The organism is Aureimonas sp. ME7, assembly GCF_903970965.1.
Taxonomy (GTDB): domain Bacteria; phylum Pseudomonadota; class Alphaproteobacteria; order Rhizobiales; family Rhizobiaceae; genus Aureimonas.
In genome coordinates this window covers 78,115-104,967 of sequence record NZ_CAJCKW010000003.1, presented here as the reverse complement: position 1 = coordinate 104,967, position 26,853 = coordinate 78,115, and the positions used below count along the sequence as shown (strand labels likewise).

Below are 26,853 nucleotides of genomic sequence, written 5' to 3'. Positions count from 1 at the left end.
TATTGGCCTTGCGCTGCTGGCGGTGCTGCTCACCCGTAGGAGCGCCTAATGGCCCACGCGCCGAAGCCGATGCGGCAGATCAACATCAAGGTCTCGGAGAAGGTCTACGAGAACCTCGAGCGTCTGGCGAAGGATGCCGACGCGCCTGTCTCCACCATGGTGGGGTTCCTGTTCGACGCCGCCTATGCCTCGCGCATGAAGGGCACGCCCGACGCCGACCTCGACGCGCATGTCGCTGTGGTCGGCCTCGCCACGGAAGGCAAGGCGACGCGCGAGCAGTTGGCGACCGCCTTGGGGCTTACGCCCGAGGTCGTTCAGCGGATGCAGGACGCCTGGATCATGGTCATGCGCGAGCGGAGACGCGGCGCATGACGGATAGCGCCTGCTTCCGTTGTCCGCTGCCGGACTGCGACGAGCGTTCGAAAGGATGCCTGCTTCGGCAAGCAGCCAATCAGCACTCCCATATTCGCAAACACGCGGGCTCCGAAGCGATCCCACCCGAAGTTCGCGCCGCCTACAACGAGCACTTCCACATCTGGAAGCTCGACGATCTAGCGCGCAAGTCGGAGCGGCAGTCCGACCGATGAGCCCGACGATCGACGAGTTCCTGACCCGTTGCGCCCGGTTCGCCCGCCTTCATCCGGCGGCGGTGCTGGATATGCCGGAGCCGGAGCTGGCCGTCGATCCGAGGGCGCCTGCCCATCATCTGCGCCGGACCCGCGAGCGGGCCAGGGCGCGCATGTTCACCACCGCGCGGCTGGCGCTGAAACCTGCCCCGGCCGCGATCCCCGACCTCTTCACCTTCACCGACAAGCCAGAAAGCCAGACCGCATGTCCGCATCGCGTATGATTTCGATCGCGACCATCGACGCCGGCAACCGCCTGCGCGTCCTCGATCCAGCCTGGGTTCGCACCATTGCCGACGACATGGCCGTAGAGGGCCAGCAGGAGCCCATCCACATCGTCGAGCGTGGCGATCGCTTCCGGCTCGTTTCCGGTGCGCGCCGTCTGGCGGCAGCCGGTCTCCTCGGCTGGGCCGAGATCGAGGCGAAGGTGAAGCCCGCCAGCGCGTTGGCGGACGACGCTTCAGCGACCCTTGCCGAGATCAAGGCCGACATGATGCGCGGCGAGCTGACGGTTCTCGACCGGGCTCGCTACATCGCAGCATGGCGCGAGGTCTACGAGACCGTCCATGTCCCCCCGAAGCGCGGACGCAAGCCGGCGACGGCGCCGACCGAGACCACCGACGAATTGATTGCAAACTTTGCAAACAATTTCACGGACGCCGCGAAAGCCGCCCTCGGCCTGTCGCAACGCTCCATCTACCTCGCCCTCCAAGTGGCTTCGATCGCCCCGGAGCTGACGACGCAGATCGCGCTCCACCCCGTTGCCGGGAAGCAGAGCGAGCTGCTGACGCTGGCCAGCCAAAGCGAGGCGCGGCAAGCGGCCATCGTCGACATGCTGGTGTCCGAGCCGGTCCGCGCGACCAGCGTCACCGAAGCGCTGATGTTGCTCGGGACCACGCCTTCGGTGGCGAAGCTCGCTGCCTACGAGCGCATCCACGAGAAGTTCTCGACGCTGAAGCCGGCGGAGAAGGTCGCCTTCTTCGAACTCAACGCACCGGATATCGAGATCTGGCTCGCGGAGCGCGCCAACACCAAGCGTTCGAAGGCCGCCTGATGCCCCTTCGCCGCGACCCTCACGCCAAGGATCTGCTCGCCTGGGAGGCGCAGTCCGTTCGCCTCGGCTTCAGCGCCGAGGTGACGGGTCGCGGCGACCTGTCCAGCCAGATCGCCCGCCTCGTTTCCCATGCCCTGACCGACGCGAAGGAACGCGGCGTCTGCCGGAACGACGTGGCGCGCCGGATGACCGAGTTCCTCGGCCGGAAGATCACGAAGCCGACGATCGACAAATGGACGAGCGCGGCTGCCGACGATCGTCGCATCGACCTCGACGCCTTCATCGCGCTGATCCACGTGACCGGCGAGCGGCGGCTGCTCGGGTTCATCCCCGGCCTGTTCGAATGTGCCGTGGTCGCGGACCACTACGTCGACCTGATCGAACTCCACGAAATCGAAGAGCACGAGCGCGAGGTCGCCGACCTGAAATCCGCCCTCCTCCAGAAGGTGCGGGGGCGTCGATGAGCGGCGGCCGGCAGATGATCCGCATCGAGCAGCAGATCCAGGAGGCCGAGATCGCCTTCAAGCTGCGCGAGACCGAAATCACCCGAGCCGTGCAGCGGGGGGCGATGCGCGAGGCCGTGGGCCAGTTGCACGTCCAGCGTCTTCGCGCGGCGATGCAGACCCTGGAATGGCTGGCGAAGAACGAGGCCGCCATCAAGGCGAAGGTCGCGTCCGCGACGGGAGCGCAGTCATGAAGGAATGGCTGACCGCGCGCGAGATCGCCGACGCGAACCTTCCGCAGATCCCGACGACCGTGAAGGGCGTTCTCGACCTTGCCGAGCGCGACGGCTGGAACACGGACGAGATCCGCAGCCGCAAGCGGGCCGGGCGTGGCGGCGGCATGGAGTACCATGTCGGCGCGCTGCCGACGCTCGCCCAGGTCGACTACAAGCGCCGCTTCCTTCGTGTGGGCTCGTTGGCGATGCCGGCGGCCGCGAACGACGCCCCGTCCTCACTCGTGCGCAGCAACCTTTCGGCCCGAGCCGCGATCGAGCGGGACGCCCGGCTCGCGATCCTTCGCGCCTTCGACGCTTTCGCCAAGGGGCAGCGTGTGAACAAGGGAGCGACCCGCGACCTGTTCGTGAAGCGCTACAACGCGGGCTATCTCGCGGTCGAACCCTGGGTGCGCGAGCATGTCGCCGCGATCTCGGTTCGCTCGCTGGCGCGCTGGAAGGACGAGGCGAAGGCCGACACGAGCCGGCTCGCTGTCGACAAGGCGGCCAATCGCAAGGGCAAGGGCGTCTTCGACCTCGCCAACGACGGGCAGGTCCGCGTCTTCGTGTTGGCGCTCCTGGCCGACAACCAGCATCTGTCCGCCCACCACATCCGCCAGCTTTGCCGCTCGGAGTTCGGGGAGACGCTGATCGTCTCCGGACGGTCGGTCGAGATGCCGCCGGTTCGCACCTTCCAGCACGCTTTGAAGACCCTTCGAAGCAGCGAGAAGGTGGTGCTGACGAAGATCCAGAACCCGGACCTGTTCCGCTCCACCATGGCGCCGACCGGGCGCGGCGCGCTCGCGGACATCACGGCCGCGAACCAGCTCTGGATGATCGACGCCTCGCCGGTCGATGCGCAATGCACCGATGGGCGCCATTCGATCTACGTCTGCATCGACATCGCGACGCGGCGCATCGTGCTGCACGTATCGAAGACGCCTCGTGCCTCGGCCGTCGCGCTGATGATCCGGAAGGGCATTCTGGCCTTCGGCGTGCCGACCGCGATCAAGACGGACAACGGCTCGGACTTCGTGGCGAAGGAGGTCAACCGTCTCTTCGCGCATCTCGATATCGAGCCGATCCGCTCGAACGCCTATTCCCCGCAAGAAAAGGGGCACGTCGAGCGCGTCATCCGCACCTTCCAGCACGACTGCGCCACCACGCTGCCCGGTTTCGTCGGCCATTCGGTCGCCGACCGAAAGGCGATCGAAGCGCGGAAGTCGTTCGCGGCCCGGCTGGGCGAGAGCGAGGCGGAAGCGTTCGGCGTCAGCCTGTCCGGGGTCGAGCTACAGGACGCCGTCGACCGCTGGGTCGAGTTCGTCTACCACCACCGCCCCCACGAGGGACTTGCCCGGAAGACGCCATCGATCGTCGGCGCGCAGTCGCGCGAGCGGGTTCGCACCGTGGACGAGCGGGCGCTCGATATCCTCCTCCTGCCGGTGGCCGGCGGCGCGACGCGCACCGTCACCAAGCACGGCATCCGTGTCGACGGCCGCCACTACATGACGCCCGCGATCCTGCCGGGAACCAACGTCCTGGTCCGCATGGACGATACGGATCTCGGCCTCGTCTAACCGCCCAGCCCGTCAGACCTGCGGATCGTCTGTGCAGGGCGGTCCGCTCTTCCGTAGGTGATGCGATGTTCAAGAGGATCGTCATGAAGGCCTTCGCCTTCCTCTTCTCCGACCCGGTCCGGCCGCTTGAGGTCTTCTCGGCGGCCGCGCTGGCCAGTTGGGCGATCTTCCTTCTGAACGTCCCGGAAGCTCTCCTGCGCGACACGTTCTCGGCTTTCGACGCCCTGCCGGCCATCTGGTGGTCGGTGCTGATGGCGGCGATCGTCCTCGTCCAGATCTGGGCGATGCTGCCGGACGTTCGCGCCAGCGGTTTCCTCCGGTTCGTAGCCATGGCGCTCGCGGCCGGGACCTGGACCATCGTCGCCCTGAACTTCTGGCGGGCCGCGACGCTTAGCACGGGCGCCGGCGTCTATTCGATGCTGGCCCTGGTCACCACGCTGGCGGGGATTTGGCTCGGATGGGTTTCGAGAAATACATCGGCGAACTGATCGCGACCGGCGGCCCGATCGCCGCCGGCATCGGGATCGTCCTCCTCGTCCTGATCTTCGGCCTGAAGAAGGCCGGCGTCAGCGCCGTGTTCGGCGATCGGAAGACGCTGGTCGACGACGAGAAGCTGACGGCGGTGCAGTCCACCGTCGATAAGATCGACGAGAAGATCGAGACCGTCGCCCGGCGCGTGTCTGCCGTCGAGCGCGACATCGAGCAGCGCGCGACCCGCGAGGAGGTCCACGAGATCAAGATCGCGCTGGCCCGCCATGAGGGTCGGATGGCGGTGATCGAGCAGATCGGCAAGGCCACCAACAGCGCGGTGGAGCGGATCGAAACGTACATGTTCGAATACGGGGTCCAGTCGCAGGCGGCTCGCATCCGGGCACAGATGGCTCGCGAACAGGCTGCCCGCGAGCAGGCGGCCATTGACCAAGCTAGGAACGAGGAATGAACGTGTTCTCCGACTATCCGGAATTTCAGCGACGTGACGCCCGCCTCGTGATGCTCCGTGCCCTTCACGAGCAGTCGGACGACACGTTGAACGAGACGCTCCTCCTGGAGCACCTGAAGGCGTTCGGCTACCGCAAGACGAAGGACTTCGTGCGCACCGAGCTGCGCGTGATGGCCGACCTCGGTGCGATCCGCCTGCACCCGGCCGGCGACTTCCTCGTTGCCGAAATCACCCAGGCCGGTGCCAACCATGTCGAGCGCGTGACCACGATCGAGGGTATCGCGCGCCCGTCGCGGCGCTGAGGGGATAGGCCATGCGCGAGGGACGCGGCCGGCTGAACTCGATCGAGCTTCTGCCCGAGGAAGCCGAGCCGGACATCATCTGGGCGATGGGCGCGCTGCGCGAGCGCGACAAGCCGCAGAACAAGATCCTGGAGGAGTTCAACGGCCGCCTCGCCGATCGCGGCATCGCGCCCATCTCGTCCTCCGCCTTCAACCGGCATTCCATGAAGCTCGCCGCGATCGCGCGCCGGATCGAGTCCACCCGCGACATCGCTGCCGTCCTGACGGAGCGCCTGGAGCCCGGCCAGACCGACGACCTGACGATCGCCGTGGCCGAGATGATCAAGACGCTCGTGTTCGAGATGCTGCAGGAAAGCGACGGCGAAACCACCACGCCGAAGCAGGCCAAGGAAATGGCCGAGGCGATCCGCGCGGCCGTGGCGGCGCAGCACGTCTCGTCCGAACGCCGACGCAAGATCGAAATCGAGATGGCGGCGAAGGTCGAAGACGCCGTGAAGAAGGTCGGTGCCGAGCGCGGCCTTTCCACTGACGTGATCGAGGCGATCAAGGGCGGCATCCTGGGCGTGTCGAAATGACCGCGCCCGTCACGGAAGCCCAATGGGCGGACCATCGCCGGCTGATGCTGAACGAGCTGCCCGAAGTATTGCAGGGCTCCGAGCAGCTGCCGCACGTCCTGTTGCCCTATCAGCAGGAGCTTCTGAAGGCGACGGCCGCCAGCCAGCTCGTGGTGACCGACAAGAGCCGGCGCGTCGGCGCGACCTGGGGGATCGGCGCGGACGCCGTGCTGACGGCTGGCGCGCGCAAGAACGCCGGCGGGATGGACGTCCTGTATCTCGGCTACAAGCTTGGCGATATCCGTTTCTTCGATCGCGATCCGGGTTCGCGGTGGCTCCTGTCTGGGTCGCGTCTGGCCTATGCCGGCAATGAGGCCAAGCTCCCCGCCCTCCCGCTTCTTCTGGAGCAAACCGGGGCGAAGCTCGGCTATGGCGTCGGCCTGGATGTCGTCTACGGCAACGGTCGTTACGTCGGGACGATGCATGCGACGAACGGCGGCGTCACCGTTTCCCTAGACGGGGTGACGTGGTCGACCGATCAGAGCAACAAAGGCAACGCTCGAAACCTTACGTTCGTCAACGGACAGTTCTTCTTGTCGTCGGCGACGGGCTACATTCAACGCTCAACGGATGGCGTGAACTGGACTGATGTTCCCCCTCCTGCGACGGGGAATTCTAGTTTCGTGATGCGGGTTCTTGCCTATATCGGCGGGCTCTACATCGCATGCTCGAACGGGACGACCTCGACCTATTACACGTCGCCCGATCTCGTAACCTGGACGGCCCGGTCCATGCCGGTCGCCAGTAGTGCGATAGTCGGTTTCGCGCGGACGCCGGATTATTTCGTGATCCGTCTGAACAATTCGTCGAGCCTCCATCGCACGGCGGACGGGATCAACTGGACGGCGGTCGGCGCAACCGCCGCCTATCCGACTGGAACCGGGCAACCCTTGGCACTTGTGTGCGACGGATCGCTCTTGGTCGGCTTTCCAAACTCGGCGACGCTGCGGCCATGTTGGTCCGAGGACCAAGGGGTGACGTGGTTCGCAGCTACCGGGGATATCGTTGGCGTCTGCAATGCCGCCGACTACTTCGGTGGCTTGTTCATTGCAGGCAACCAATCCCGAGGCGTCAGCTACTCAACGGATGGGAAAAGCTGGAAGGCCGTCGACCCGGTCGACACTTCGGGCGGCGTCGGCGGGTGCGCGCTCGGCCATGGCGGTGCGATCTTCACCGCAGGAAGCTGGGCCGCCGGCAATACCATCACCCCTTGGCGGTACGGCATCTATCTCGAAGCCCCCGCGATCCGCGTCCCGCTCGCGCGGCGTCCCGCCAGGCCCTACGTGAAGGTGGCAGCATGACGATCGACCTTTATCGCCTCAACGGCGGCCCGCCGGAGGAGCTTCCGGCAATCGCCTACACGGCGGACGGGGCCGCGCGCACCGATCTCGCCAACCAGCCCGCCAGCCTCGTCGAACTCGGGTATGTGCTCGCCCCGCCCAAGCCGGACGACACGGACGCGCAGACAGCGGAATGGGACGCCGAGGCGGAAGCCTGGGTCATGGTCGATCGGCCGCCGCTGCCCCAGCCTCCCATGGTGGAGCCTGTGCCCATGTCGCTCGGCAAGGGCGAGTTCCTTGACCTCGTCCTGTCGACCGGTGCGACGATCTCGCAGGTCCGCGCTGCGAGCGACGATGCACTGATGGCGGACTTCTGGTGGGCGCTCGACCGCTTCTACAGCGAGATCAAGCGTGACCACCCGTCCACCACCCAAGGGCTCGCCGCGATGGTGGCGCTCGGCCACATCACGCAAGCCCAGGCCGATCAGGTGTTCGCGACATGGCCGGTCCGGTAGATCACTGCACCGGCTGGTTCGAGGGTGTGTGGGGCGAGGCGTGCTGCAAGCCTCACGATGATGCCTACGCGCTCGGCGGCTCGCTTCTCCGGTGGCTCGCCTCCAACATGGACCTCGGCACCTGCGTCGCCGCATTCGGTGACCTGTGGAGCCTCGTGAACGCCCCAGCTATGGCGATCGGCACGACGCTCTTCGGACTGCCGTTCTGGATCCGCGCGGCGATGAAGCGCCGCTCGGCCGAGCGCCTCAAAGGCTCTTCGAAGCCGCTTTGACGATGGACGGATCGGCCTGAAAAGGGCACGATGGCACCCGTCTCCCTGACCCACCCATGATGATTGCCGGCGCTGACAAGTGTCAGTCGCTGGCAGCGCCGTTGCCTCGATAGCTTAGGGAACCTTCAGGTTGCCGGAGCCGTCCCCGCATGTCCCTCACCACCGATCACGTCGGCGTCCGCGTCTTCTCCAACCTGTCCGACACGGCCGCCACGATCGATGTGCGCGATAGCACTATCATCGGCATCTCGGCGCCGCTCCCGAACATCCAGGCCGCGAACGAGGCGGCGTTCCCGATCGGGGAGCCGGTGCGCATCGCCATGGACGATCCCGTCCAGCTCGCCAAGCTCGGCCCCGGCGCCGTCTACGACGCGATCCGCGTCATGCGGATGGAAGGGATCGTCACCGACATCCCCTTCGTGCGCGCGGCCACCAAGGCCGACCCGGAGGAGCAGATCGGCGCCATCGCCGGCGACGCCAACCTCGGCACCGGCATGTATGGCCTCCTGAACGCCAAGTCGGCGCTCGGGATCGAGCCCGGCATCCTCCTGTCGCCCGGCTACACGGCCGCGCGTCCCGGCAACGCCAAGAACCCGATCGTCCAGGCGATGACGGCGGTCGCCGACATCATCATCGACTGCATCGGCATGGCCGACACGCCCGACACCAGCCGCGAGGCCGCCGCCGCCTGGGCGTTGGACTTCGCGGCGGTGCGCAACATCGTGGCGATGTATCCGAAGGCGCTGGTGAACCTCGACGGGTCCGTCGTCACCCGGCCGGCCTCGTCGATCCTCGCCGCCATGACCGTGCGGAGGGACAAGGAAGTCGGCAATCCCTACAAGGCCGCCTGGAACCGGGGGAGCCTCGCGCTCGGCGGCACCTCGCAGAAGGTGTCCTATCACGACGGGCGCGTCGAGGGTGATGCGAACTACCTGAACTTCCGGGGCGTCGGCACCTTCATCGAGAACAATCTCCTGTGGGCGCCCTTCACCACGGCAACCGACCCGACCACGGTCGGCTACCGCTCGATCAAGCGCATCCGCACCCGCCGCGCGATCGAGAAGAGCTTCCTGCGCTCGATGCGGGCCTACGCCGCCCAGGATCTCGGGCCACACCTCGTCACCGTGATGTTCCGCACGCTCGACGACGCGCTGGACGCGCCGATCGCTGCCGGCGCGCTGATCAAGGGCTCCGAGGTCATCTACGACGCCTCGCTCAACACCGGCTCCGCCCTGAAGAAGGGCGCGCTGAAGCTGAAGCTGCGGTTCGAGGAGACGCCGGAGCTGGTGGACCTTGGCCTCTACACCGAGCCGCAGCCCGAGGCCTACGACGTCCTGACCGGCCAGATCCGCACCGCGATCGAGGGCCTCGGCAACTCCTCCCTCCGCTTCCTGGCCGCCTGACGCGCCAAGCCCAAAGGCTCTTCCATGACCGATCGCGTTATCCTCGGCGGCAACTGGTACATCCAGGAGATCAACCAGGCGCACCGCATCGCCGAATGCGGCCTGCCGGATCTCCGGATGAACACCGAGCAGTTCGTCATGTCCGGCGGCTACTTCACGTTCGACTCGCCCACCGAAGTCTCGGCGCTCGGCTTCGAAATCGCGCTCCAGGGCGCGCACGAGGCGGTGCGGGGTCGGTTCGGTCGGGAGCCCGGCGACTGGACGACGTTCACCTACTACGAGCGCACCAAGGATCTCGACACCAACAAGAACTTCTCGCGCGTCGTGTCGATCACCGGGCTCGTGAACGGCATCGCCAACCCCCGCATCGTCGGGCGCCGTCCGGGCGTGACGCGATACGCCGGCGGCTCGGTCTGGAAATACATCGACATCCAGGACGGCAAGGTCATCCACCGCTTCGACTTCCGCCGCAACATCCTGGTCGCGGACGGCGTCGAGATCTCGGCCACCGGCAACGACATCCTGCGCATCAACTGATCGGGGCTCGCAACCTCCTCCATCGAGCCCCGTGCCGGGCGGCCGTCTCCTCCCGGCGGCCGCCCGATCTGCTTCCAACGAGAGAACGAGACCGATGACCCAAGGCGACGACCTGTCCCCCGGCCTGCGCGTGAACCCCGGCACCGACTTCCCGCTGCCGCCGGCGGAACTGGAGGCCGAGCTGATGAACGATCCGGCCGGCAGCGCTCCGGAGGCACAGAAGCCCGCAGCGGCGAAGCCGGTCGAACGCAAGGCCGCGACGCTGCGCTTCCTCGGCGGCGCCCCGATCGAGACCGTGGCGCTCGACTATCCCTTCGCCTGGGAGGATCGCGAGATCCGCGAGATCTCCGTTCGCGCCCTGTCGGTCGAGGAAACCGGTGCCGTGGTCGGCGCGATCGGCGACGAGAACCTGACCGTGTTCGACTTCTACGCCGAGATGACGGGCCTGCCGGCCGAGGTGATCCGGGCGCTGCCCGGGCGCGACGGCGAGCGCGTGACCTCGGCGGGCTACGCTTTTTTGCCCCGTTTCATGAAAAGGGCGGGCGGCGACTGAAGGCGGCGCCCGCCTCCTGGCGCTCGCTCGCCATCCTGGCCGCGCGCGCGACCATGACCCCGCTGCCCTGGTTTCTGGACCGCCCCTGGCCCGACTTCCTCCATTGGTGCGAGGAAGCCGGCCTTCTCGGTGAGGATTGATGTCCACCCCGCTCGACGTCGCCCTTCGCATCCGTCTCGAACGCTCCGGCTTCGCCGAAGGGCAACGGGACATGGACGAGCTGCGCAAGGCCGGCGAGCAGCTCGGCGCCACCGGCGGCCGCGCCATGCCGAACGCGATGAAGGCGACGGCCGACGAGGCGCGCAAGGCTAAGGAAGCCGTCGCCGGCGTCGCGCAGGAGGAAGCCAAGCTCAAGGCCGGTAGCGGCGCGAAATCGCTGGAGCGCGACCTCCTGGAGGTGGCGCGCGCCGGCGATCGGGGGGCCGCCGAGATCCAGGCCGTCCGGCGCGAAACCGACCGGCTGGGCGTCGCGCGCGGCGCGGAGCATCTGGCCGCCGACGTCGACAAGGTTTCGGCCGGCGCCCGGCGTGCCGGCTCCGAGATCCGGCAGGTCACCCAGGCCGTCGAAACGCTCGGCCGCGCCCACGGCGTCGACGCCATCACCCGCGACCTCAACGAGGCGACGCGCGCGGCCGAGCGCTTCGGCCGGCAGGCGCGGGACGCTCGCGGTCATGGGTATGGTGGGGGACGCGGGGAGTTCTGGCGCCAGGGCTACGAGCGTGTCGGCGGGACGAGCTTCATGCCGCTCGGCCTGTCGGTCGGCGGCATGGCGGGCTTCGCGGCCGGCGGCGCCGCCCTCGGGGTCGGCGCGCTCGGCGCGTCCTCGGCGCGGCTCGCCATGGGCGTCGAAAGCTCGATGGCCGACGTCGAACGGGCGATGAACGACCCGTCGCCCGCCCAGCTCCGCAAGATCGAGACCGGGGTCGCAGCCCTGTCCCGGCGAAACGGCATCTCCAAGTCGGAATATTTCAACTTCATCACCGAAGCGGCCAAGGGCGGCACGGCCACGGAGGATCTTCTCCCCTTCGCCGACTTCGGCTCCAAGTTCGCGCTGGCCGCCGACATGAACAACGGCGAGGCGGGCGAGGCGCTCGCCAAGCTGCGCAACAACTACGGGCTCGACCTGAAGGGCCTTCGCGACAACGCCGACACGGTGAACTACCTCGCCGACAACGACGCGGCGAAGGAACGCAACATCGTCGACTTCATGCGCCGGTCGGCCGCCGGCGGGCGCATCGCCTCCATTTCGGCCAACCAGATGGCCGCTTTCGGCACCGTGTTCGACTCGCTCGGCACCCCGTCCGAGGTCGCCGGCACGGCGATGAACGCCCTGATCCAGCGCCTCGGCACCGCCGACACGCGCGCGCGCAGCGACCAGGGCTTCCGCAAGTCGCTCGGGCGGCTGGGCCTCAGCGGCCGGGGCGTAAAGGACGATTTCTACAAGGATGGCGCCGGCACGATCGTGGACATCCTCGGCCGGGTGAACGACCTGCCGCAGGAGCGCCGCCTGGAAGTCCTGAAGGGGCTCGGCGGCGAGGAGTTCGGCGACGACTTCGCCGCACTCGCCGGCCAGATCGAGAAGCTGATCGAGACCATGGAGCGGCTCGACGATCCCAAGCGCTCGGGATCGGTGGAGCGTACCTTCGAGATCTTCGATCGCCAGACGGCGCAGGACTGGAAGCGGGCGACGGGCGCGCTCGCCGATCTGGGCTCCGAGATCGGCAAGGAACTCTTGCCCGCGATCCGCACCGTGGCGACGCTGGTCGCGGATCTCGCCGGCGGCTGGGCGGACGGGATCCGCCGATCGCGGCGCGCGGGCGAGCTGTCCGACCAGGTGCTGGATGGCAAGGCTCTCACCGACGACGACAAGGCCGAGCTGGACGCCGACCCGCGCCTGAAGGGACAGGTGGACGGGCGCGTCTTCGACGTCCAGCGCGCCCGGCGTGGCGAGCAGCGGATCGACGAAAACCGCGACCTGCGGATGATGGACGACGAGGCCGAGCAGAAGCGCGCTGCCGGGCGCATCCTCGCCCAGCGCGCCCAAGGCGATATCCAGCGCCAGATCGACGACGCCAAGGTGACGCTCGGAATCCTCTCCCCCGAACAGCAGGGCTACGGCGACACCAAGCGCCAGCTGGAGCAGCTGGAGAAGAAGCTCGACGACATCAACCGGACGCTCCAGTCGATGGACGGCGGGGTGGACCCCGTCGCCTTCCGGGGCGGCGGCGATGCGTTCTTTCAGCAGGCTTCGCTGGGCGGGCGCGGCGGTTCGGGCGGCGGCTTCCGCAGCGCTTATTCCGGCTCGGCCCCCGTCATGGACGGGATGGCCAACGTGCGCCCCGGCGCTGGCGCGGCGATGGGCGTGGGCGGACCGCGCGGCAGCGTATCCACCACGACCAACCCCGGCGGCGCGGCTGGTGAGGTCTATGATATCCTGTCGGCCGACTTCAACGACGCGCAGTCGCTGGCGCTCCTCGGCCACATGGAGCAGGAGTCCTCGTTCGACCCGAAGTCCTTCAATGCGAAGGAAGGGGCCGGCGGCATCCTGCAGTGGCGGGACAACAGGCTGGAGAACCTGAAACGCTTCGCGGCCGATCGCGGCATGAGCTGGCAGGACCGGAAGGTCCAGGCGGCCTTCGTTGCGCACGAAATGCGCAACGACCCCTACGAGAAGCGGCGCTCGGCCCGTTTCCGCGCGGCAACGACCATCCCGGAAGCCTCGGCCGCTCTGAAGGATTACGTTCGCTTCGGCGATGACAGCGCCGGCACCCGCTTGGCCAACGCCCAGCGGTTCGCAGGCGAGTTCGGGGCCAAGGAAACCGGGGGATCCGCCGCGCTCGGCGGCAAGCGCGGATCCGCGAACTTGATGCACGGCCAGTATGGGCCGCCCGGCTCCAACCTCGTGACGATCCAGGCTCCGGGCGGGGCGAAGTTCCAGGTCCACGAAGCGGCGGCATCCAGTTTCCAAGGCTTCGTCAACGAACTCGAAGCCGGGGGCTACGCGATCGATCCCAAGACGTCGGGCGGCTTCAACTACCGCAACAAGCGGGGCGGCGGCGGGCTTTCCCAACACGCCTACGGCAACGCGATCGACATCAACCCTGGCCGCAACCCGATGGGCTCGCGGCTCGTGACCGACATGCCCGCCAACGTCTCGGACATCGCGGCCAAGCATGGTCTGTCATGGGGCGGAGACTGGAAGCGCACAAAGGACGCGATGCACTTCGAGTGGACCGGTGTGCGGCCTGATGCGGATGCCATCGCAGGGATCAAGGGCGCCGTTCCTTCCGGTCCCGTGCCCAAGCCGACCCGCCGTCCCAGCTCCGCTCCGCAGGACGAGCCCATGCCAACCATGGCATCGGCGGGTGGCGGGCGCGGCGCTCCCACGCTGCATCTGACCCAGAACATCCGCGGCGGGTTTGACGCTCGACTTGCGGCCGAGCGGTCGCGCCGCGAGCAGCACCGCGCCATCCGCCTCGCGGAGTCGGGCGCGATGCACGACACGATGGTGCAGCCGGCATGAGCATGGACGTCCTCGCCCAGATCGGGAAGGCGCAGCTGCGCGTCGTCGGTCTCAATCCGCAGCGGCTGGCGACCGAAAGCGAGGCGCGCTTCCCCGGCGCGCCCGCCTGGAACGGCATGGACTACCAAGGGACCGGGCGCGGCGAGCGCCGCTTCCTGATCGAGGCGCGCACCCTGCCGCACGTCTTCGGCGGGATCGACGCCCTGGAATGGCTGATCAAGCACCACGAGGCGCTGGAGCCCGTCGAGTATCTGCGGATGGGGGCGAACTACGCCGCCAAGCGGATCGCGCGCGTCGGCATCCGCAACCTCTTCCACGAGGAAACCAAACAGCACCCGCGCGACGGCGTCGGTCGCATCCTGTCGGTCGAGCTCGACCTCGTGGATCTCGGAGACCGCTGATGGCGACGACGTCCTTTCTCGTCGAGAAGTCCGACCGGATCGATCGGATCGCCCGCGAAGCCTACGGCACGGAAGGGGGCGGCACGGTGGAAGCCCTGCTCGACGCCAATCCGGGCCTTGCCGACGTGGTCGACGCGGTGCCAGTCGGTCTGCGACTGACCGTTCCCGACGTTGTCCAGGCCGGCGACGAAGCCGTCCGGCCGTGGATCTGACCGATGGCGTTTCGCAAACCCTACCTTCGCATTTCGGGCCAGGATGGCACCGATATCGGCCAGCGCCTCGGCCGCGACCTCGTCGGCGTCCAGATCACCGACCTCATGGAGGGCGAGATCGACCGGGCGATGATCCGCCTGCGCCGCACCAAGCCCTATCGGGCCGCACCGCCGGTCGGCACCGTCTTCCAGATCCATGTCGGCTGGGACGAACAGGGCGCCGTGATGACCGGCACCTACAAGTTCATGCAGGTGCTCCATTCCGGCTCGCCGCAGGAGGGCGAGGAGACGGTCCTCGTCTGCGAGGCTGCGGACTTCAACGACAGTTTGAAGCGCGTGGATAGCGAGCACTTCGACGAGGAAACCGGCCACAAAACCTATGGCGACGTGATCCGCACCATGGCGGAGCGCGTCGGCCTCGACGCCTCGATCGACCCGGAGATCGCCAAGATCCCGCTGGCCGGCGGCTACCTCCTGCGCTGGAAGCAATCTTCCATCGGCTTCGTCACCGACATTGCAGAGGAGCTGGGCGCGATCATCAAGCCGCAGGCCGGCTCGCTCACCGTGCGCCGGCGCGGCTCGTTCCAGACGCCGACCGGCCAGCAGCTCCAGACGATCACGATCCCGCGCGACCCGAACTACTTCTTCCAGGTCGATATCACGCCGCGCTACGGCTTCGCCGAGGTGACGACGCCTTGGTTCGACCCGGCCGCCGGCCGCCCCTTCGACACGCTGAAGGCGCTCGGCCGGGGCGCCGCGCGCTTCGCCATGCCCCACATCGTCGGCTCCGAGCAGCTCGCCACCGCCATGTCGGCCGCCGCCGCCCAGCGCCTCGATGCCGAAACCGCCAGCGGCCTCTTTCAGAGCGCCGGCCAGCCCTACGCCGTCGCCGGCTCGCCGGTGGAGCCGCAGGGTTTCGGGCCGGATATCGACAACGTCGACTGGGAAGCCGTGTCCGTCGTCCACGACATCGAGCCCGAGGGTGCCGGCTGGGTGACCACGATCGAGACCCGCAATGCCGAATGACGCAGACAGGAGGATGATCCCATGGCGCTAACGCGTTTTCTGAACAATCACCAGAACCGGTCTAGCGAGCGGGCTGGGCTCGCCCCTCCATCCTCAAACCTTATACAGGCACGAGTTCTCGCAGCCGGGGTTGCCAAAACGGTGAGCATTCCCTCGGAGGCGGCCTACGTCCTATTCGCATCAACAGGGGATTTCTACGCGAAGTTCGGCACTGGTACGGTGGCCGCCTCTGTTCCGAGTGGGGACATCTCCGATGGCGCCGCCAGCGAACTCAACCCTGGTGCGCGAGAGATCCGCCAAGGCGACGATCGCATTTCCTTAGTCGCGCCGGCGGCAACGACGATCACGCTTTCATTCTACCGGGCCTGACATGTTTCAGGCGCCCTTCTCGAGTCGGGGCATTATGAACGCGCCGTTCAGGCGTCGTTCGCTCGCGAGAATTGCATACCCAGACTGGGCTGATCCGACGAAGTCCTTCGAGGTCGATTTCGTCAACGATCGAGCCCATCGGGGCGGGATCGTCGTTCCGATCACTGCGATCGCCTCATGCGTTCGCGCCTCGTCGGGCAAGGCATTCGACGGCGCAGCGTGGACCGACATTGCGGCTAACCTCCTCCGCTACCGGAAGGGCGGAGGGCTCTATGTGGAGCCGGCGCGCACGAACCATATCCGCAATGCGGACATCGCCGGCGTCGACGCTAGCAACAAGCCGACCAACTGGACTTTCAATGTATCGGGCGGCGGCTCGATAACCTACGCGCCACCATCGTCCGAGAACGGCATTCGCTACTCGGAGTTCAGATACCAGCATCCAGGCGGAACGAATGTCGGCTTGACCGTCGATATAGTCGTTGGCGTCGCTTGCGCGATCAGTCAGACGTGGACGCACTCGGCTTACGTTTCAATGCCGGCACAGAAGACAGGTTTCTCCAGCGCCAATATCGGCGGCCGAGCCGGCGGAGGAGCGCAGACCGAGTTTCCAAGCAGCGCTGGGTTCAATCCGGATAGCGGTCTCTCGACGCTTCGAGCGCACACATTCACGCTTCAACAGAACAGCACCGGACTAAATTCTCGGGTTGGCTTCAATGTCGCCAACGGTACACCGATCGACATCGTCGCTCGCATCGGGTTCCCTATGCTCTCGATGGAGCCCGCTCCTGCATCGTTCGTCGCAACGCCGATCGGCAGCGCCGCAACCCGCGCTGCCGATCAGGTTGCTTTGACGCTCCCGTCCGGCGCTCATGACCTGACCTTCACCTTCGACGATGCCTCGACGCAGACGGTCCAGAACGTCTCCGGAAGCTACGCGATCCCGACCAATCTCAACCGCGCCGTGATCGCGAAACTCTCGGGGGTTCGCCGATGATCGATCATGTCCTCATGTTCGGAACGAAGGCGGATCGCCCGACTGGCGACGGCGCGCCCTGCTGGCTCGACGAGGGCGGCCGCACCTGGATGCCGGTCGACGTCATAGTTGTCGAGGCGGCCCAGGGAGAGGCCGAGGACGACCTCTCGCCCGCGATCCATGCTCCCGGCGCGTGGATGGTCATCCGCACGTTGGAGCGAGACGAGGAGATCGAGGAGCATCCTGGATGCTTCCTCGTCTCCGACAGCGAGCGCGCCGCAAGGGGAGAGCCGTTCGTCCTCCTCTCGCGCTTCCAGCCGGAAACGCTTCTCGGCCGGATCACTCCGGTTTTCGCTGGCGACGCATATCCCTTCCCGACCGGGCCGGCATCGAACCTTCAGGCTTTTATGGCAGACGCACCTCCGTGAGGCGGCGGGGGCCGGCGTGAACCGACTACGGGGCCTTGCTTGGCGGCCGACCCCGCACGACGCACAGAAGAGATGACGTCGCCCCACCTTTGTGCTGCCGGGGAAGGCAGCACGGCGAAGGTGGCCGAAACATCTGAAAGCTTCCTCAATGAACGACGACCACCGGCCGGTTTCCCCGGCCGCGCCCGCTGCCGGCTACATCGGCGGCAAGCGCAACCTCGCCGGACGCCTGACCGCCCGCATCGACCAGATCCCGCACGACGGCTACGCCGAGGCCTTCGTCGGGATGGGCGGCGTCTTCCTGCGCCGAAAGCGCCAGCCTCGGTTCGAAGCCATCAACGACCGCTCCGGCGACGTGGCGACCTTCTTCCGCATCCTCCAGAGGCACTACACCCACTTCATGGAGATGCTGCGCTTCCAGATCACCACCCGCCGCGAGTTCGAGCGTCTGAAGGCAACCGATCCGGACACGCTCACCGACCTGGAGCGCGCCGCGCGCTTCCTCTATCTCCAGCGGCTGGCTTTCGGCGGGAAGGTCGAGGGCCGCAACTTCGGTGTCGACACAAGCCAGGGCGCCCGTTTCAATGTCACCAAGCTGGCACCGATCTTGGAAGCCCTTCACGAGCGCCTTGCAGGCGTCGTCATCGAGCGGATGGAATGGCAGACGTTCCTGACCCGTTACGACCGCCCCGGCATGCTTTTCTATCTCGACCCACCCTACTACGGCTCGGAAGGTGACTACGGCCGCGACGCCTTCGACCGTGACCAGTTCGCCGAGTTGGCCGAACGGCTGGCGGAATTGAAGGGCCGCTTCCTCCTGTCGATCAACGACCGGCCGGAGGTGCGGACCATCTTTCAGGCTTTTGAAATGGCCCCCGTACCTACGACCTACACGATAGGGAAAGGCCCCAGTTCGAAGGTCGGCGAGCTGCTGATCGAAGGGCCTTCGAAAAGGGTTTGAAGTGCGGCGAAACTCTTGCCATCCGAAGTTGCGCGCGAGGCCATTCGTTTTTGCGCGCTACACTTCCCCTCCCGCTCGGCGGCACATCCAACCATTTCCGCCGCGCGGCGCTGGTGGAGGTCGGGGGCTGGGACAGCCACAACGTCGCCGAGGATGCCGATCTCGGCATCCGCCTGTCGCGCCTCGGCTATCGGATCGGCACAATTGACTGCCCGACCTCCGAAATCGCCCCCTCGCGGTTCCTCGACTGGCGCAACCAGCGTACCCGTTGGATCAAGGGATGGCTGCAAACGTGGCTGGTCCACATGCGCGACCCAGGCCTCACCCGGCGCCAGCTCGGCTGGAACGCGTTCGCCACGTTCCAGGTCCTGTTCGGCGGCATGATCGCGGCGAGCCTGATGCACGTCATGTTCGCCTTCCACCTCGCGGCGGCGGGCTATGCCTATGCGGTCCGCGGGGAGGCCTATCTCACCGCCGGGATCCTCGCAGCTGTCGATCTCTTCAACATCGCGATCGCCTACACGGTGTTCATCGCAACGGCCCGGCTGGTGGCGAACGATACGGAGCGACCCTTGCTGCGAAGGCTCTGGTCGCTCTGGTTCTACTGGCTGATCGTCAGCTATGCCGGGATCCGCGCGCTGATTCAGCTGTTCCGCGCGCCCCATGTCTGGGAAAAGACCCCGCACCGCGAGCCTGCCGAGCGGAGTTGACGAGGCCGGTGGATCGAACGCCCCGACGCTTCAGCGGGCGTCCGCACCGTCCACCACGTCGGCATGAGGCCGGTCGTCGCCACGCGAAATCTCTTCGTGCCAAACGCCTTCCCGATCCTGGTAGCGGATGCCCTGCGTATCACCCGCCAGTTCCTGGCGGGCCGATGCGTCGCGCGCGGCCGTCAGCGCCGCGTCGTGATTCGGGTAGGTCTCGGAGAACACGTCGCCGACCTTGTAAGCCCAACCGCCGTCGTGTTCGACGATCTGGTAGTGGATATCGGACATGGGTTTCCTCCGGTTTTCCGTGTGTCAGTTCATTGAACGCGGCCGCCAGCTTCTGCGTTCCGCGACCGCCGAACCCGGCCGCCGCCTTGTTCGGTTCGTCACCGGAAGCGCGGCCCCACGCGCGTTGCAACCTTGCCACTCGGTTGCGTCCCTTCGTAAATAATGCAATTTTAGGTTGCAAACCCTCCACAACTCGTCATTAGCTGCGATTGCAACCTTAGGTAGGTTCATCAATCGCAACAAGCGCTCGCATGCCGTGTGGCCGGGCGCGCATCACGTGGGGGCGTCATGCCGCTAACAATTGACCTCGGCGGGGTATTGGAACCCGTTGTCGGAGGCGTTCGGGATCTAGTCGAGATCGATGGCATCGCCAGAATCCTCGGGTTCGGAACGGATGGCGAAATTCTTAACATCGACTTGGAGAATGCATCGATCCTTGGCATCGCTCAGGTCGGAGCGGATGTCCGCTTGACGTTGAACAACGGGCTGCAGATTCTGCTCGTCGGCGTCGACATCAACGCTCTCAACGGCCTGATCCAGTTGGATGGAACGGTTGTCCTCTTCCCCAACGGCGGTGGCCCCATCATCGGTGGCCCGGGGGATGATCCGATCATTGGCGGTCCGGGCGATGATACCATCATCGGCGGTCCCGGTAACGACACCATCATCGGCGGCGATGGAGATGACTCCATCAATGGGGGTGACGGCGACGACTCAATCAACGGGGGTGACGGCGATGACACCATCATCGGCGGTCCGGGCGAAGACACCATCATCGGTGGTGATGGCGACGACTCGCTGATCGGCGGCAGCGAAGACGATACGATCGATGGCGGCGACGGCAACGATTACATCGAAGGCAACCAGGGCAACGATCTGATCGATGCGGGTGATGGCGACAACACCGTCTACGGCGGTCAGGGCAACGACACGATCACGGCCGGCAATGGCGACAACCTGATCTATGGCGGCCGTGGCGACGACACCATCACGATTACCGGCGATGGAAACAACACGGTCTACGGCGGCAATGGCACGAACGACCCGCTGGATGGCGACGATGTCATCACCATCGTCGGCAACGGCAACAACCTCGTCTACGGCAACGGCGGCGACGACAATATCTTCATCGATGGAACGGGCTCCAACACCGTCCAAGGCGGAAGCGGCAACGATTTCATCGCTGTCGGCGCCGAAGACGCGAGCGGCAGCAACCTGATCTACGGCGGCCAGAACGATGCGAAAGGATTGTCGGCGGATGCCGCGCTGGCGGCGCTCTCGCTCTTCACGGGTAACATTCCAGGCGAACCGCCTATCGATATCTCCGTAGCTTTCGTGCCGGAAGACTTCGATGGCTTCGAGGATAACGAAGCGTTCGACGGCCACGACGTGATCCTCGTCGAAAGCAATGGCCGCAACACGATCTACGGCGGCATCGGTGAAAGCGACGTGGCCGACGGCAGCGATGTGATCCTCGTCGAAGGCAATGGCGACAACCTCGTCTACGCCAATGGCGGCAGCGATCTCGTGGCCGTCTACGGCACCGGCAATAACACGATCTACGGTGGCGCAGGTGGCGACATCCTGCTGGCCGGAACATTGGACGGCCTCGCAGGCGGCGAACCCGGCCCGCTCGCACCGGTCAACAACGGCTCCAATCTGATCGTCGGCGGGCAGAACGAGTCCTCCACCTACCGCAACATTCTGCCGGACGGGGTCAACAGTGGCGTTCCAGTCGGCTTCGAGTACTTCGGCGACGACTTCTTTGACGAGTTGGCCGCGCGCCCTGATCTGACCGCCGGCGTCGATGTGATCGCCGTTGCCAGCAACGGCAACAATACCGTCTACGGCGGCACAGGCGCGAACGACACATCGGATGGCGGCGACATCATCGCCGTGATCGGCAACGGCAACAATCTCGTCTACGGCAATGGCGGCGACGACCTGATCCTCGTTTCGGGAGCCGGCGACAATTCGGTTTATGGCGGCTTCGGCGACGATGCCATCTCGGTCAACGGCGGCATCCAGGGCGGTGAAACGCTGATCCTCGGTGGCAACGGGCGAGACAGCATCTTCGTCCAGACCGAAGGTGACGCGACCATCTACGGTGGTAACGAAAGCGTCGACCCACAGGATGGCGCCGATACGATCGAAGCTGCGGTGGGTGGAAACGCGGTGATCTTCGGCAACGGAGGCAATGATTCCATCAGCCTGCGCTTCACCGAAGAGACTTCCAGCCTTGGCCTCTCGTCCATCTTCGGGGGCGTCGGGAACGATACGATTTCGGTATTCGGCGGCGGCCACGACATCCAAGTCTATGGCGGGCAGGATAGTGACGTCATCGATCTCTCCGGCTTCTCGGGCAACGCTACAGTCTTCGGCGGCTTCGGCGCAGTGGATCCGGAGGATGGAAACGACCGGATCATCGGCGGATCCGGGAACGACCTTCTGTACGGCAATGGTGGGAACGACACGCTGATCGGTGGTGCCGGCAACGATACGCTGATCGGTGGCGCCGGCGCAGATAGCCTGACCGGTGGCGAAGGCGAAGACCTGTTCGTTTTCGGGTCAGGCTCGAGCGGGATCACCGCCGGGACCATCGACGTCATCACCGACTTCACGGCCGACGAAGACACGATCAGCTTCGGCCTTGCCGCCGGTTCCGAGACGAACTTCGGCACGGGAACCGCGTCCACCTACGACGTGGCGTTGGCCAACGCCAACTTGGCTTTCGGCACGGCGAACGGGGCGCTGGTCTACAGCTTCCAGGTGGTCGGCTCGGACGGCTACCTGTTCGTGGACGAAGACCAGAACGGAACCGTCGATCAGGCCATCCACCTGGCCGGCGTCACCGATCTCGGCGCCGCCAGCATCGTCTGAGGACATGTGAAAGCGAGCGGGCCGCCCAACGAGGTGGCCCGTTTCCTCAAGGCGGCCTCCTGGGAGCCCCCTTAAGCCTTAGGTCCAGCTGCCTTGCGCGCCCGCTCCTGCCCAAAGGGAGCGGGCGCATTCGCTTTAAGAGACGAGATTCCAGCCGCGCTCGAGGAGACTGGACGGAGCGAACCGCCCCGTCCGCGATGCGCATGCGATCGAACTTCCGAGAAGCGTTGCCAACGCCACGCAACCTCTCCGATGGGACGCCTCGATCAACAGTATGATGTAGGGGCTGGACTCATGACGCCGACGGGACGCGTTGCTTGCGGCCCTGCAAGTCACCGCTCTGACAACACGTGCTCCCCTTCTCGCCACAGCGAGAGCCCACGATCGGCCGCATCACGACATGCAGGCGATCGCCAACTCAACGTCGGTCGATGCGGTGAGTCGGAGAGATGGGATATGAGATACGAAAGCTGACCGAACCCGTTCGACAACCCGGACGCCGCGCCCCTTGCACGTGTCGTTGCTTGCCGCCCCGTTCGGACGGGAGCCCCTCGGCCTTTTGTTCGAAGGATATCAGTCCGGCGAATCCGCGTCTTCGATCTCGGCGATCGCATAGTCGATCATTCCCGCGATTGCAGCATGGCGCGGACGCAACAGCTGGTTCGCCAAAAGCAGAAGTTGGATGGCGGTGCGTTCGTCGAGACGGTCGGCGTGGGGAATGATGGCCTGCTTCGGCTCGCCTTCGCGCCCGTCCGAATGCGTCGAGGCGAAGGAGCCGTCCGCGTTGCCGGACGGTTGGCGACTGGGAAGCGGGATCGGGGCGCTCTCGACTGCCACTGCCCCATCCTCCACACGCTTCGCTTCGCAACACATCGACGGCATCTCGATCCTCCCAACCTCCTACAACATTAGGTTGCATCAGTTGTAGGATGCAATCAAAAGTTTTAGATCGATCGATAGGCGCGAAGGGTTCGCAGAGCTTACGAAACGCTCCCTTCAACGAGAGTTCCCACGAAAAAGCCCGGCCTTGCGGCCGGGCTCGATCATGAAACGAAACGCTTCGGGCGGCGCGTCGGTTCAGCCGTTGGAGGCCAGGAGGAAAGCGGGAAGATCTCCATTGCCCTCCGCCTCGCCTTCCGCATCGTCCTTCTTGCGACGTGCACGAGGCGCCCGGCGCTTGGGTTCGCCATCGGCCGCATCCGGCTCGCTCGGTGCTTCAGTGGCCGGAGCGGCCTTGGCGGCGCGGCGCGGCTTTGCGGGCGGCTTCTCCGCCGGCTCGGCGGCAGCCACGGACGGCGGACCCACGTCTTCGCTCGGCACCGGCGTTGCGGCAACGCCCTCGCTGCCCGAACCCTCGCGACGCCGGCGCGGAGCGCGGGCTCGGGGCTCTTCGAGCTGAGCCGGCACGGATGCCGTTTCAGCGACGACCGGGACGGCCTCCTGTGCGCGCGCCGGTTCGGTGCCCTGCGGGGAAGCAGCAACCGGCGTCGTCACCTCGGGCTGGCGCTCGCTTACGGCTTCGGCGGCATGCGGCTGGGGCGATGCATCGGAAGCGGACGCTTCCTCGCCGCGGCCGTCCTGCCCGTCGCGCGGGCGACCGAAGCGCTCCTCGAAACGGCGTTCGCCGCTGCGCTCGTTGAAGCGGTTGCGATCGCGGCGGTTCTCGCGGCGCCCACCCTCGGGCCGGCCGCCGTCCTGGCGCGGCGCGGCAAATTCACCCTCGCCTTCGCCCTGCGCATAGGGCTGCGGGCCGGTGCCGGGCTGGTTCGGGAACGGGCGGCGGTCTTCGCGGCCCTGCCCCTCGCGCCCTTGGCCATCACGTCCCTGACCGTCGCGGTTCCCGAACGGTCGGTCGCCGCGCCCCTCGCGGCGGTCGTTGTCACGGCGTGGACGCTCGCCCTGCCCGTTGTCGCGGTTTTCGCGGAAAGGCTGGCGCTCGCCACCGCCGTATCCGCCCTGCGGCTGCTGGCGATCGGGCGCGCCACCGGGCGCGAAGCCACCCTCGGGCCCGACGGCCTCGTCGCCGTCTTCCTCGTAGTCGTCGGAATAGTCGCGCTCGCTCTGGGTCGGCTGGAACTGCCCCTGCGCCGCGGCGACGATGCGCCCGTAATGCTCGGCGTGCTGGAGGTAGTTTTCCGCCATGATGCGGTCGCCGGCCGCCGACGCGTCGCGCGCCAGCGTCGTGTACTTGTCGGCGATGTGCTGGGCGGTGCCGCGAATCTTGACGTCGGGACCGTTGGACTCGAAGCTGCGCGACATGGGATTGGGTCCCTTGCGACCACCCCGCCCACGCATGCGCTTGTTCTGCTGCTGGTGCTGCTGCTGTCCTGGCCTCATGCTCATCCTGTCTTCTGGATCGTCCGGCAGTCGGCCGGGTTTGCCCCTTGGGTGCGAGAACGGGTCGATCCGTCTCACAGGAACCTTGTTGTGAGCCTAGCGGCCGGACCCGATGGAGAACCGGCTTGCAACGCCCTGCCTGGAAGTGTGCGGTCCGCAGCGGCGCTCGTCTCGCCGACTTGCCGGACGGGCGGATGTCTTCGAGCGTCCCGAGCGAGAGCGTTCTGAAGCGACTCCACGTTCGAGGGACGTCCCCCTCGTTCTTTCCGCCTTACGAGAAAAGACATTAGTGATTCCCCCTCCCCCTCACAAGGGCAAATCGCGCAAACCCTTGGAAATCAGTTGGTTCAGGCGGAAAAAACCGGTGCATTGTCGCGCCGGAACCACAGGGCGCGGACGATTCCGCCGAGATCGCGGTCCGCGCGGTGCAGCTGGAAGCCGCCGGATCGCGCCAAGGCTTCGACGTCCCCTTCCTGCCCCCGGCCGATCTCGAACAGGAGGTCGCCGTCCTCGCCGAGGAGATCCCGGGCTTCCTCGACGATCCGGCGATAGGCGACGAGCCCGTCCGCGCCGCCATCCAGTGCCAGGGTGGGGTCGAACCGGCGCACGCCGACGTCGAGCCCCGCCAGTTCGCCGGTCGGAATATAGGGCGGGTTGGAAACGACGAGATCGAGGCGCGCGCCCAGCGCCGCCAGATAATCCGAAGCGAGCGGCCAGAAACGCGCCTCGACGCCGGCGCTCGCGGCGTTCTCGCAAGCCGTCGCCAGCGCGCCGGGCGACAGGTCGACGGCCACGCACGTGGCCTCGGGGAAGCGATGGAGGAGGCTGACCGCGATCGCTCCCGATCCGGTTCCGATATCGGCGAAGAGGACGGGACCCCGCCCCCGCTCCGCCATCGCAAGGCTTGCCAGATCCACCAGCGTCTCGGTATCGGGACGCGGCTCCAGCGTTTCCGGCGACAGGGCGAATTCGTGGCTCGCAAAGGCGCGTCGCCCCAGAATGCGGTGGACCGGCTCGCCGGCGCAGCGCCGCTCGGCCCAAGCGAGGATCCGGTGCAACGCGCCTTCCTCCATCGGCTCGGCGCCGCGCAGGATGAAACCCGCGCGGTCGAGCTCCAGCGCTGCTTCCATCAGGAGGCGCGCATCGAGATCCGGGGTCTCAGACCCCGCCTCGCGAAAGCGATCCCGCAGTTCGCGAAGAAGCGCTGAGATCGTCGGCGCTTCCACGACGGTCTTCAGTTGCCGACGCTGGCGAGGCGCGCGGCGCGGTCGTCCGCCACCAGCGCATCGACCAGTTCGTCCATGTCGCCCTCGATCACCCGGTCGAGCTTGTAGAGCGTCAGGTTGATGCGGTGGTCGGTCACCCGGCCTTGCGGGAAGTTGTAGGTGCGGATGCGCTCGGACCGGTCGCCCGAGCCGACCTGCGCCCGGCGGTCGGCCGAGCGCTCGGCGTCGATGCGCGAGCGCTCCTGGTCGAACAGGCGCGCGCGCAGAACCTGCATGGCGCGCGCCCGGTTCTGGTGCTGCGACTTTTCCGAGGAGGTCACGACGATACCGGTCGGCAGATGGGTGATGCGAACCGCAGAGTCCGTTGTGTTGACGTGCTGCCCGCCGGCGCCCGAGGAGCGCATCGTGTCGATGCGGATGTCCTCGGTTCGGATGGCGATGTCGACCTCCTCGACCTCCGGGAGGACGGCGACGGTGGCGGCCGAGGTGTGGATGCGCCCGGCCGATTCGGTGGCGGGCACGCGCTGGACGCGGTGGACGCCCGATTCGAACTTGAGGCGCGAAAAGACGCCGGCCCCGGTCACGGACGCGATCACCTCGCGAAAGCCGCCGGCCTCGCCCTCGGAGGCTTCCATCACCTCGACGCGCCAGCCGCGCCCTTCGGCATAGCGCTGGTACATGCGGAACAGGTCGCCGGCGAAGAGCCCGGCCTCCGAGCCGCCGGTGCCGGCGCGGATTTCGAGGATCGCGCCCTTGGCGTCGGCCGCGTCCTTGGGCAGGAGGAGGATCAGGACCTCGTTCGACAAGGCTTCCAGCCGGTCCTCGACCGGGCCGAGCTCGCTGGCCGCCAGATCGCGCATCTCGCGGTCGGCCGAGGGGTCGGCCATCAGCTCGCGCAGGCCGGCAAGCTCGGTCTCGGCTGCGCGATAGGCGCGGATGCCGGCGACGACGTCTTCCAGACCGGCATATTCGGCGGCGAGCTTGGAGTAGATCTCGTGATCGGGGCCGGACGCCATTTCCGACGCGAGCTGATCCGAGCGCCGAAGGATCTCGGTCATCGTGTCGGCGGGAAGGATGGCCATGCGGGAACTCTCAAGCGGATCGCGGGCGGCCGGGACTCGGATGCGCCCG

Annotated in this window: 32 protein-coding genes; 27 read left to right on the top strand and 5 right to left on the bottom strand. The window is 66.7% G+C overall.

The features are described 5' to 3' along the window. Positions 1-48: 48 nt before the first annotated feature. From H7A85_RS07030 to H7A85_RS06905, 26 genes are all read left to right on the top strand, one after another. The gene (locus tag H7A85_RS07030) at positions 49-372 is read left to right on the top strand and encodes a hypothetical protein (RefSeq protein WP_182085215.1); all 324 of its coding nucleotides are present in this window, start codon (positions 49-51) and stop codon (positions 370-372) included. Continuing rightward, on the top strand, positions 369-587 hold the full coding sequence (locus H7A85_RS07025) for a hypothetical protein (protein WP_182085214.1): 219 nt from the start codon (positions 369-371) through the stop codon (positions 585-587). The genes H7A85_RS07030 and H7A85_RS07025 overlap by 4 nt, the downstream gene beginning before the upstream one ends. Beyond that, positions 584-850 (top strand): hypothetical protein, encoded by a 267-nt coding sequence (locus tag H7A85_RS07020; protein ID WP_182085213.1) that lies wholly within the window; start codon positions 584-586, stop codon positions 848-850. The genes H7A85_RS07025 and H7A85_RS07020 overlap by 4 nt, the downstream gene beginning before the upstream one ends. Continuing rightward, positions 832-1,680 (top strand): ParB N-terminal domain-containing protein, encoded by an 849-nt coding sequence (locus H7A85_RS07015; protein WP_182085212.1) that lies wholly within the window; start codon positions 832-834, stop codon positions 1,678-1,680. Before H7A85_RS07020 ends, H7A85_RS07015 begins: the two co-directional genes overlap by 19 nt. Next, a complete protein-coding gene (locus tag H7A85_RS07010) occupies positions 1,680-2,144 on the top strand; it encodes a hypothetical protein (protein ID WP_182085211.1) in 465 nt (154 codons plus the stop codon). Before H7A85_RS07015 ends, H7A85_RS07010 begins: the two co-directional genes overlap by 1 nt. Further along, a complete protein-coding gene (locus tag H7A85_RS07005; protein WP_182085210.1) occupies positions 2,141-2,377 on the top strand; it encodes a hypothetical protein in 237 nt (78 codons plus the stop codon). The genes H7A85_RS07010 and H7A85_RS07005 overlap by 4 nt, the downstream gene beginning before the upstream one ends. Then, positions 2,374-3,972 carry a DDE-type integrase/transposase/recombinase gene (locus tag H7A85_RS07000; RefSeq protein ID WP_182085209.1) on the top strand — a complete coding sequence of 533 codons (1,599 nt, stop codon included), beginning with the start codon at positions 2,374-2,376 and terminating at the stop codon, positions 3,970-3,972. The genes H7A85_RS07005 and H7A85_RS07000 overlap by 4 nt, the downstream gene beginning before the upstream one ends. 83 nt (positions 3,973-4,055) lie before the next feature. After that, the gene (locus tag H7A85_RS06995) at positions 4,056-4,460 is read left to right on the top strand and encodes a hypothetical protein (RefSeq protein ID WP_182085208.1); all 405 of its coding nucleotides are present in this window, start codon (positions 4,056-4,058) and stop codon (positions 4,458-4,460) included. Next, positions 4,430-4,912, top strand: coding sequence for a hypothetical protein (locus H7A85_RS06990; RefSeq protein WP_182085207.1), 483 nt, complete (start codon positions 4,430-4,432; stop codon positions 4,910-4,912). Before H7A85_RS06995 ends, H7A85_RS06990 begins: the two co-directional genes overlap by 31 nt. Next, positions 4,909-5,214, top strand: coding sequence for a hypothetical protein (locus H7A85_RS06985; protein WP_182085206.1), 306 nt, complete (start codon positions 4,909-4,911; stop codon positions 5,212-5,214). Before H7A85_RS06990 ends, H7A85_RS06985 begins: the two co-directional genes overlap by 4 nt. 11 nt (positions 5,215-5,225) lie before the next feature. Continuing rightward, the gene (locus tag H7A85_RS06980; RefSeq protein ID WP_182085205.1) at positions 5,226-5,789 is read left to right on the top strand and encodes a DUF3486 family protein; all 564 of its coding nucleotides are present in this window, start codon (positions 5,226-5,228) and stop codon (positions 5,787-5,789) included. After that, positions 5,786-7,129, top strand: a complete 1,344-nt coding sequence (locus tag H7A85_RS06975; protein WP_182085204.1) for a hypothetical protein — start codon at positions 5,786-5,788, stop codon at positions 7,127-7,129. The genes H7A85_RS06980 and H7A85_RS06975 overlap by 4 nt, the downstream gene beginning before the upstream one ends. Further along, entirely contained in the window at positions 7,126-7,623 is a 498-nt protein-coding gene (locus H7A85_RS06970) for a hypothetical protein (protein ID WP_182085203.1), read from the top strand. Before H7A85_RS06975 ends, H7A85_RS06970 begins: the two co-directional genes overlap by 4 nt. Continuing rightward, entirely contained in the window at positions 7,608-7,895 is a 288-nt protein-coding gene (locus H7A85_RS06965) for a hypothetical protein (protein WP_182085202.1), read from the top strand. Before H7A85_RS06970 ends, H7A85_RS06965 begins: the two co-directional genes overlap by 16 nt. A gap of 149 nt (positions 7,896-8,044) precedes the next feature. Continuing rightward, the gene (locus H7A85_RS06960; protein ID WP_182085201.1) at positions 8,045-9,298 is read left to right on the top strand and encodes a phage tail sheath family protein; all 1,254 of its coding nucleotides are present in this window, start codon (positions 8,045-8,047) and stop codon (positions 9,296-9,298) included. A gap of 24 nt (positions 9,299-9,322) precedes the next feature. Next, the gene (locus tag H7A85_RS06955) at positions 9,323-9,835 is read left to right on the top strand and encodes a phage major tail tube protein (RefSeq protein ID WP_182085200.1); all 513 of its coding nucleotides are present in this window, start codon (positions 9,323-9,325) and stop codon (positions 9,833-9,835) included. Positions 9,836-9,929: 94 nt separating this feature from the next. Next, positions 9,930-10,388 carry a hypothetical protein gene (locus H7A85_RS06950; RefSeq protein ID WP_182085199.1) on the top strand — a complete coding sequence of 153 codons (459 nt, stop codon included), beginning with the start codon at positions 9,930-9,932 and terminating at the stop codon, positions 10,386-10,388. 139 nt (positions 10,389-10,527) lie between these two features. Then, complete coding sequence (locus tag H7A85_RS06945) at positions 10,528-13,911, top strand: phage tail tape measure protein (RefSeq protein WP_182085198.1); 3,384 nt, start codon at positions 10,528-10,530, stop codon at positions 13,909-13,911. After that, entirely contained in the window at positions 13,908-14,312 is a 405-nt protein-coding gene (locus tag H7A85_RS06940) for a hypothetical protein (protein WP_244631019.1), read from the top strand. Before H7A85_RS06945 ends, H7A85_RS06940 begins: the two co-directional genes overlap by 4 nt. Beyond that, on the top strand, positions 14,312-14,524 hold the full coding sequence (locus H7A85_RS06935) for a tail protein X (RefSeq protein ID WP_182085197.1): 213 nt from the start codon (positions 14,312-14,314) through the stop codon (positions 14,522-14,524). The genes H7A85_RS06940 and H7A85_RS06935 overlap by 1 nt, the downstream gene beginning before the upstream one ends. A gap of 3 nt (positions 14,525-14,527) precedes the next feature. Further along, positions 14,528-15,550 carry a hypothetical protein gene (locus H7A85_RS06930; protein ID WP_182085196.1) on the top strand — a complete coding sequence of 341 codons (1,023 nt, stop codon included), beginning with the start codon at positions 14,528-14,530 and terminating at the stop codon, positions 15,548-15,550. A gap of 21 nt (positions 15,551-15,571) precedes the next feature. Further along, entirely contained in the window at positions 15,572-15,919 is a 348-nt protein-coding gene (locus H7A85_RS06925; protein ID WP_182085195.1) for a hypothetical protein, read from the top strand. A gap of 34 nt (positions 15,920-15,953) precedes the next feature. Continuing rightward, complete coding sequence (locus H7A85_RS06920; RefSeq protein ID WP_182085194.1) at positions 15,954-16,916, top strand: hypothetical protein; 963 nt, start codon at positions 15,954-15,956, stop codon at positions 16,914-16,916. Then, complete coding sequence (locus H7A85_RS06915; RefSeq protein WP_182085193.1) at positions 16,913-17,323, top strand: hypothetical protein; 411 nt, start codon at positions 16,913-16,915, stop codon at positions 17,321-17,323. Before H7A85_RS06920 ends, H7A85_RS06915 begins: the two co-directional genes overlap by 4 nt. Positions 17,324-17,471: 148 nt before the next feature. Next, complete coding sequence (locus H7A85_RS06910) at positions 17,472-18,284, top strand: DNA adenine methylase (protein ID WP_182085192.1); 813 nt, start codon at positions 17,472-17,474, stop codon at positions 18,282-18,284. A gap of 50 nt (positions 18,285-18,334) precedes the next feature. Then, entirely contained in the window at positions 18,335-18,994 is a 660-nt protein-coding gene (locus tag H7A85_RS06905; protein ID WP_182085191.1) for a glycosyltransferase, read from the top strand. Between the two features lie 30 nt (positions 18,995-19,024). On the opposite strand, the gene H7A85_RS06900 is transcribed toward H7A85_RS06905, so the two are convergent. Then, positions 19,025-19,279: a DUF2188 domain-containing protein gene (locus H7A85_RS06900; RefSeq protein WP_182085190.1), complete on the bottom strand. Its 255-nt coding sequence runs from the start codon at positions 19,277-19,279 to the stop codon at positions 19,025-19,027. 288 nt (positions 19,280-19,567) lie between these two features. Here H7A85_RS06900 and H7A85_RS06895 point away from each other — a divergent pair, with 288 nt between their 5' ends. Next, positions 19,568-22,159, top strand: a complete 2,592-nt coding sequence (locus H7A85_RS06895; RefSeq protein WP_182085189.1) for a calcium-binding protein — start codon at positions 19,568-19,570, stop codon at positions 22,157-22,159. Positions 22,160-22,732: 573 nt separating this feature from the next. Here H7A85_RS06895 and H7A85_RS06890 read toward each other — a convergent pair. From H7A85_RS06890 to prfA, 4 genes are all read right to left on the bottom strand, one after another. Then, positions 22,733-22,996 (bottom strand): hypothetical protein, encoded by a 264-nt coding sequence (locus H7A85_RS06890; protein ID WP_182085188.1) that lies wholly within the window; start codon positions 22,994-22,996, stop codon positions 22,733-22,735. A 240-nt stretch (positions 22,997-23,236) separates the two neighbouring features. Continuing rightward, positions 23,237-24,496 (bottom strand): DUF4167 domain-containing protein, encoded by a 1,260-nt coding sequence (locus tag H7A85_RS06885; RefSeq protein WP_182085187.1) that lies wholly within the window; start codon positions 24,494-24,496, stop codon positions 23,237-23,239. A gap of 347 nt (positions 24,497-24,843) precedes the next feature. Further along, positions 24,844-25,722 (bottom strand): peptide chain release factor N(5)-glutamine methyltransferase, encoded by an 879-nt coding sequence (gene prmC, locus H7A85_RS06880; protein WP_182085186.1) that lies wholly within the window; start codon positions 25,720-25,722, stop codon positions 24,844-24,846. Positions 25,723-25,730: 8 nt separating this feature from the next. Then, positions 25,731-26,804, bottom strand: a complete 1,074-nt coding sequence (gene prfA, locus H7A85_RS06875; protein WP_182085185.1) for a peptide chain release factor 1 — start codon at positions 26,802-26,804, stop codon at positions 25,731-25,733. Between the last annotated feature and the right edge of the window lie 49 nt (positions 26,805-26,853).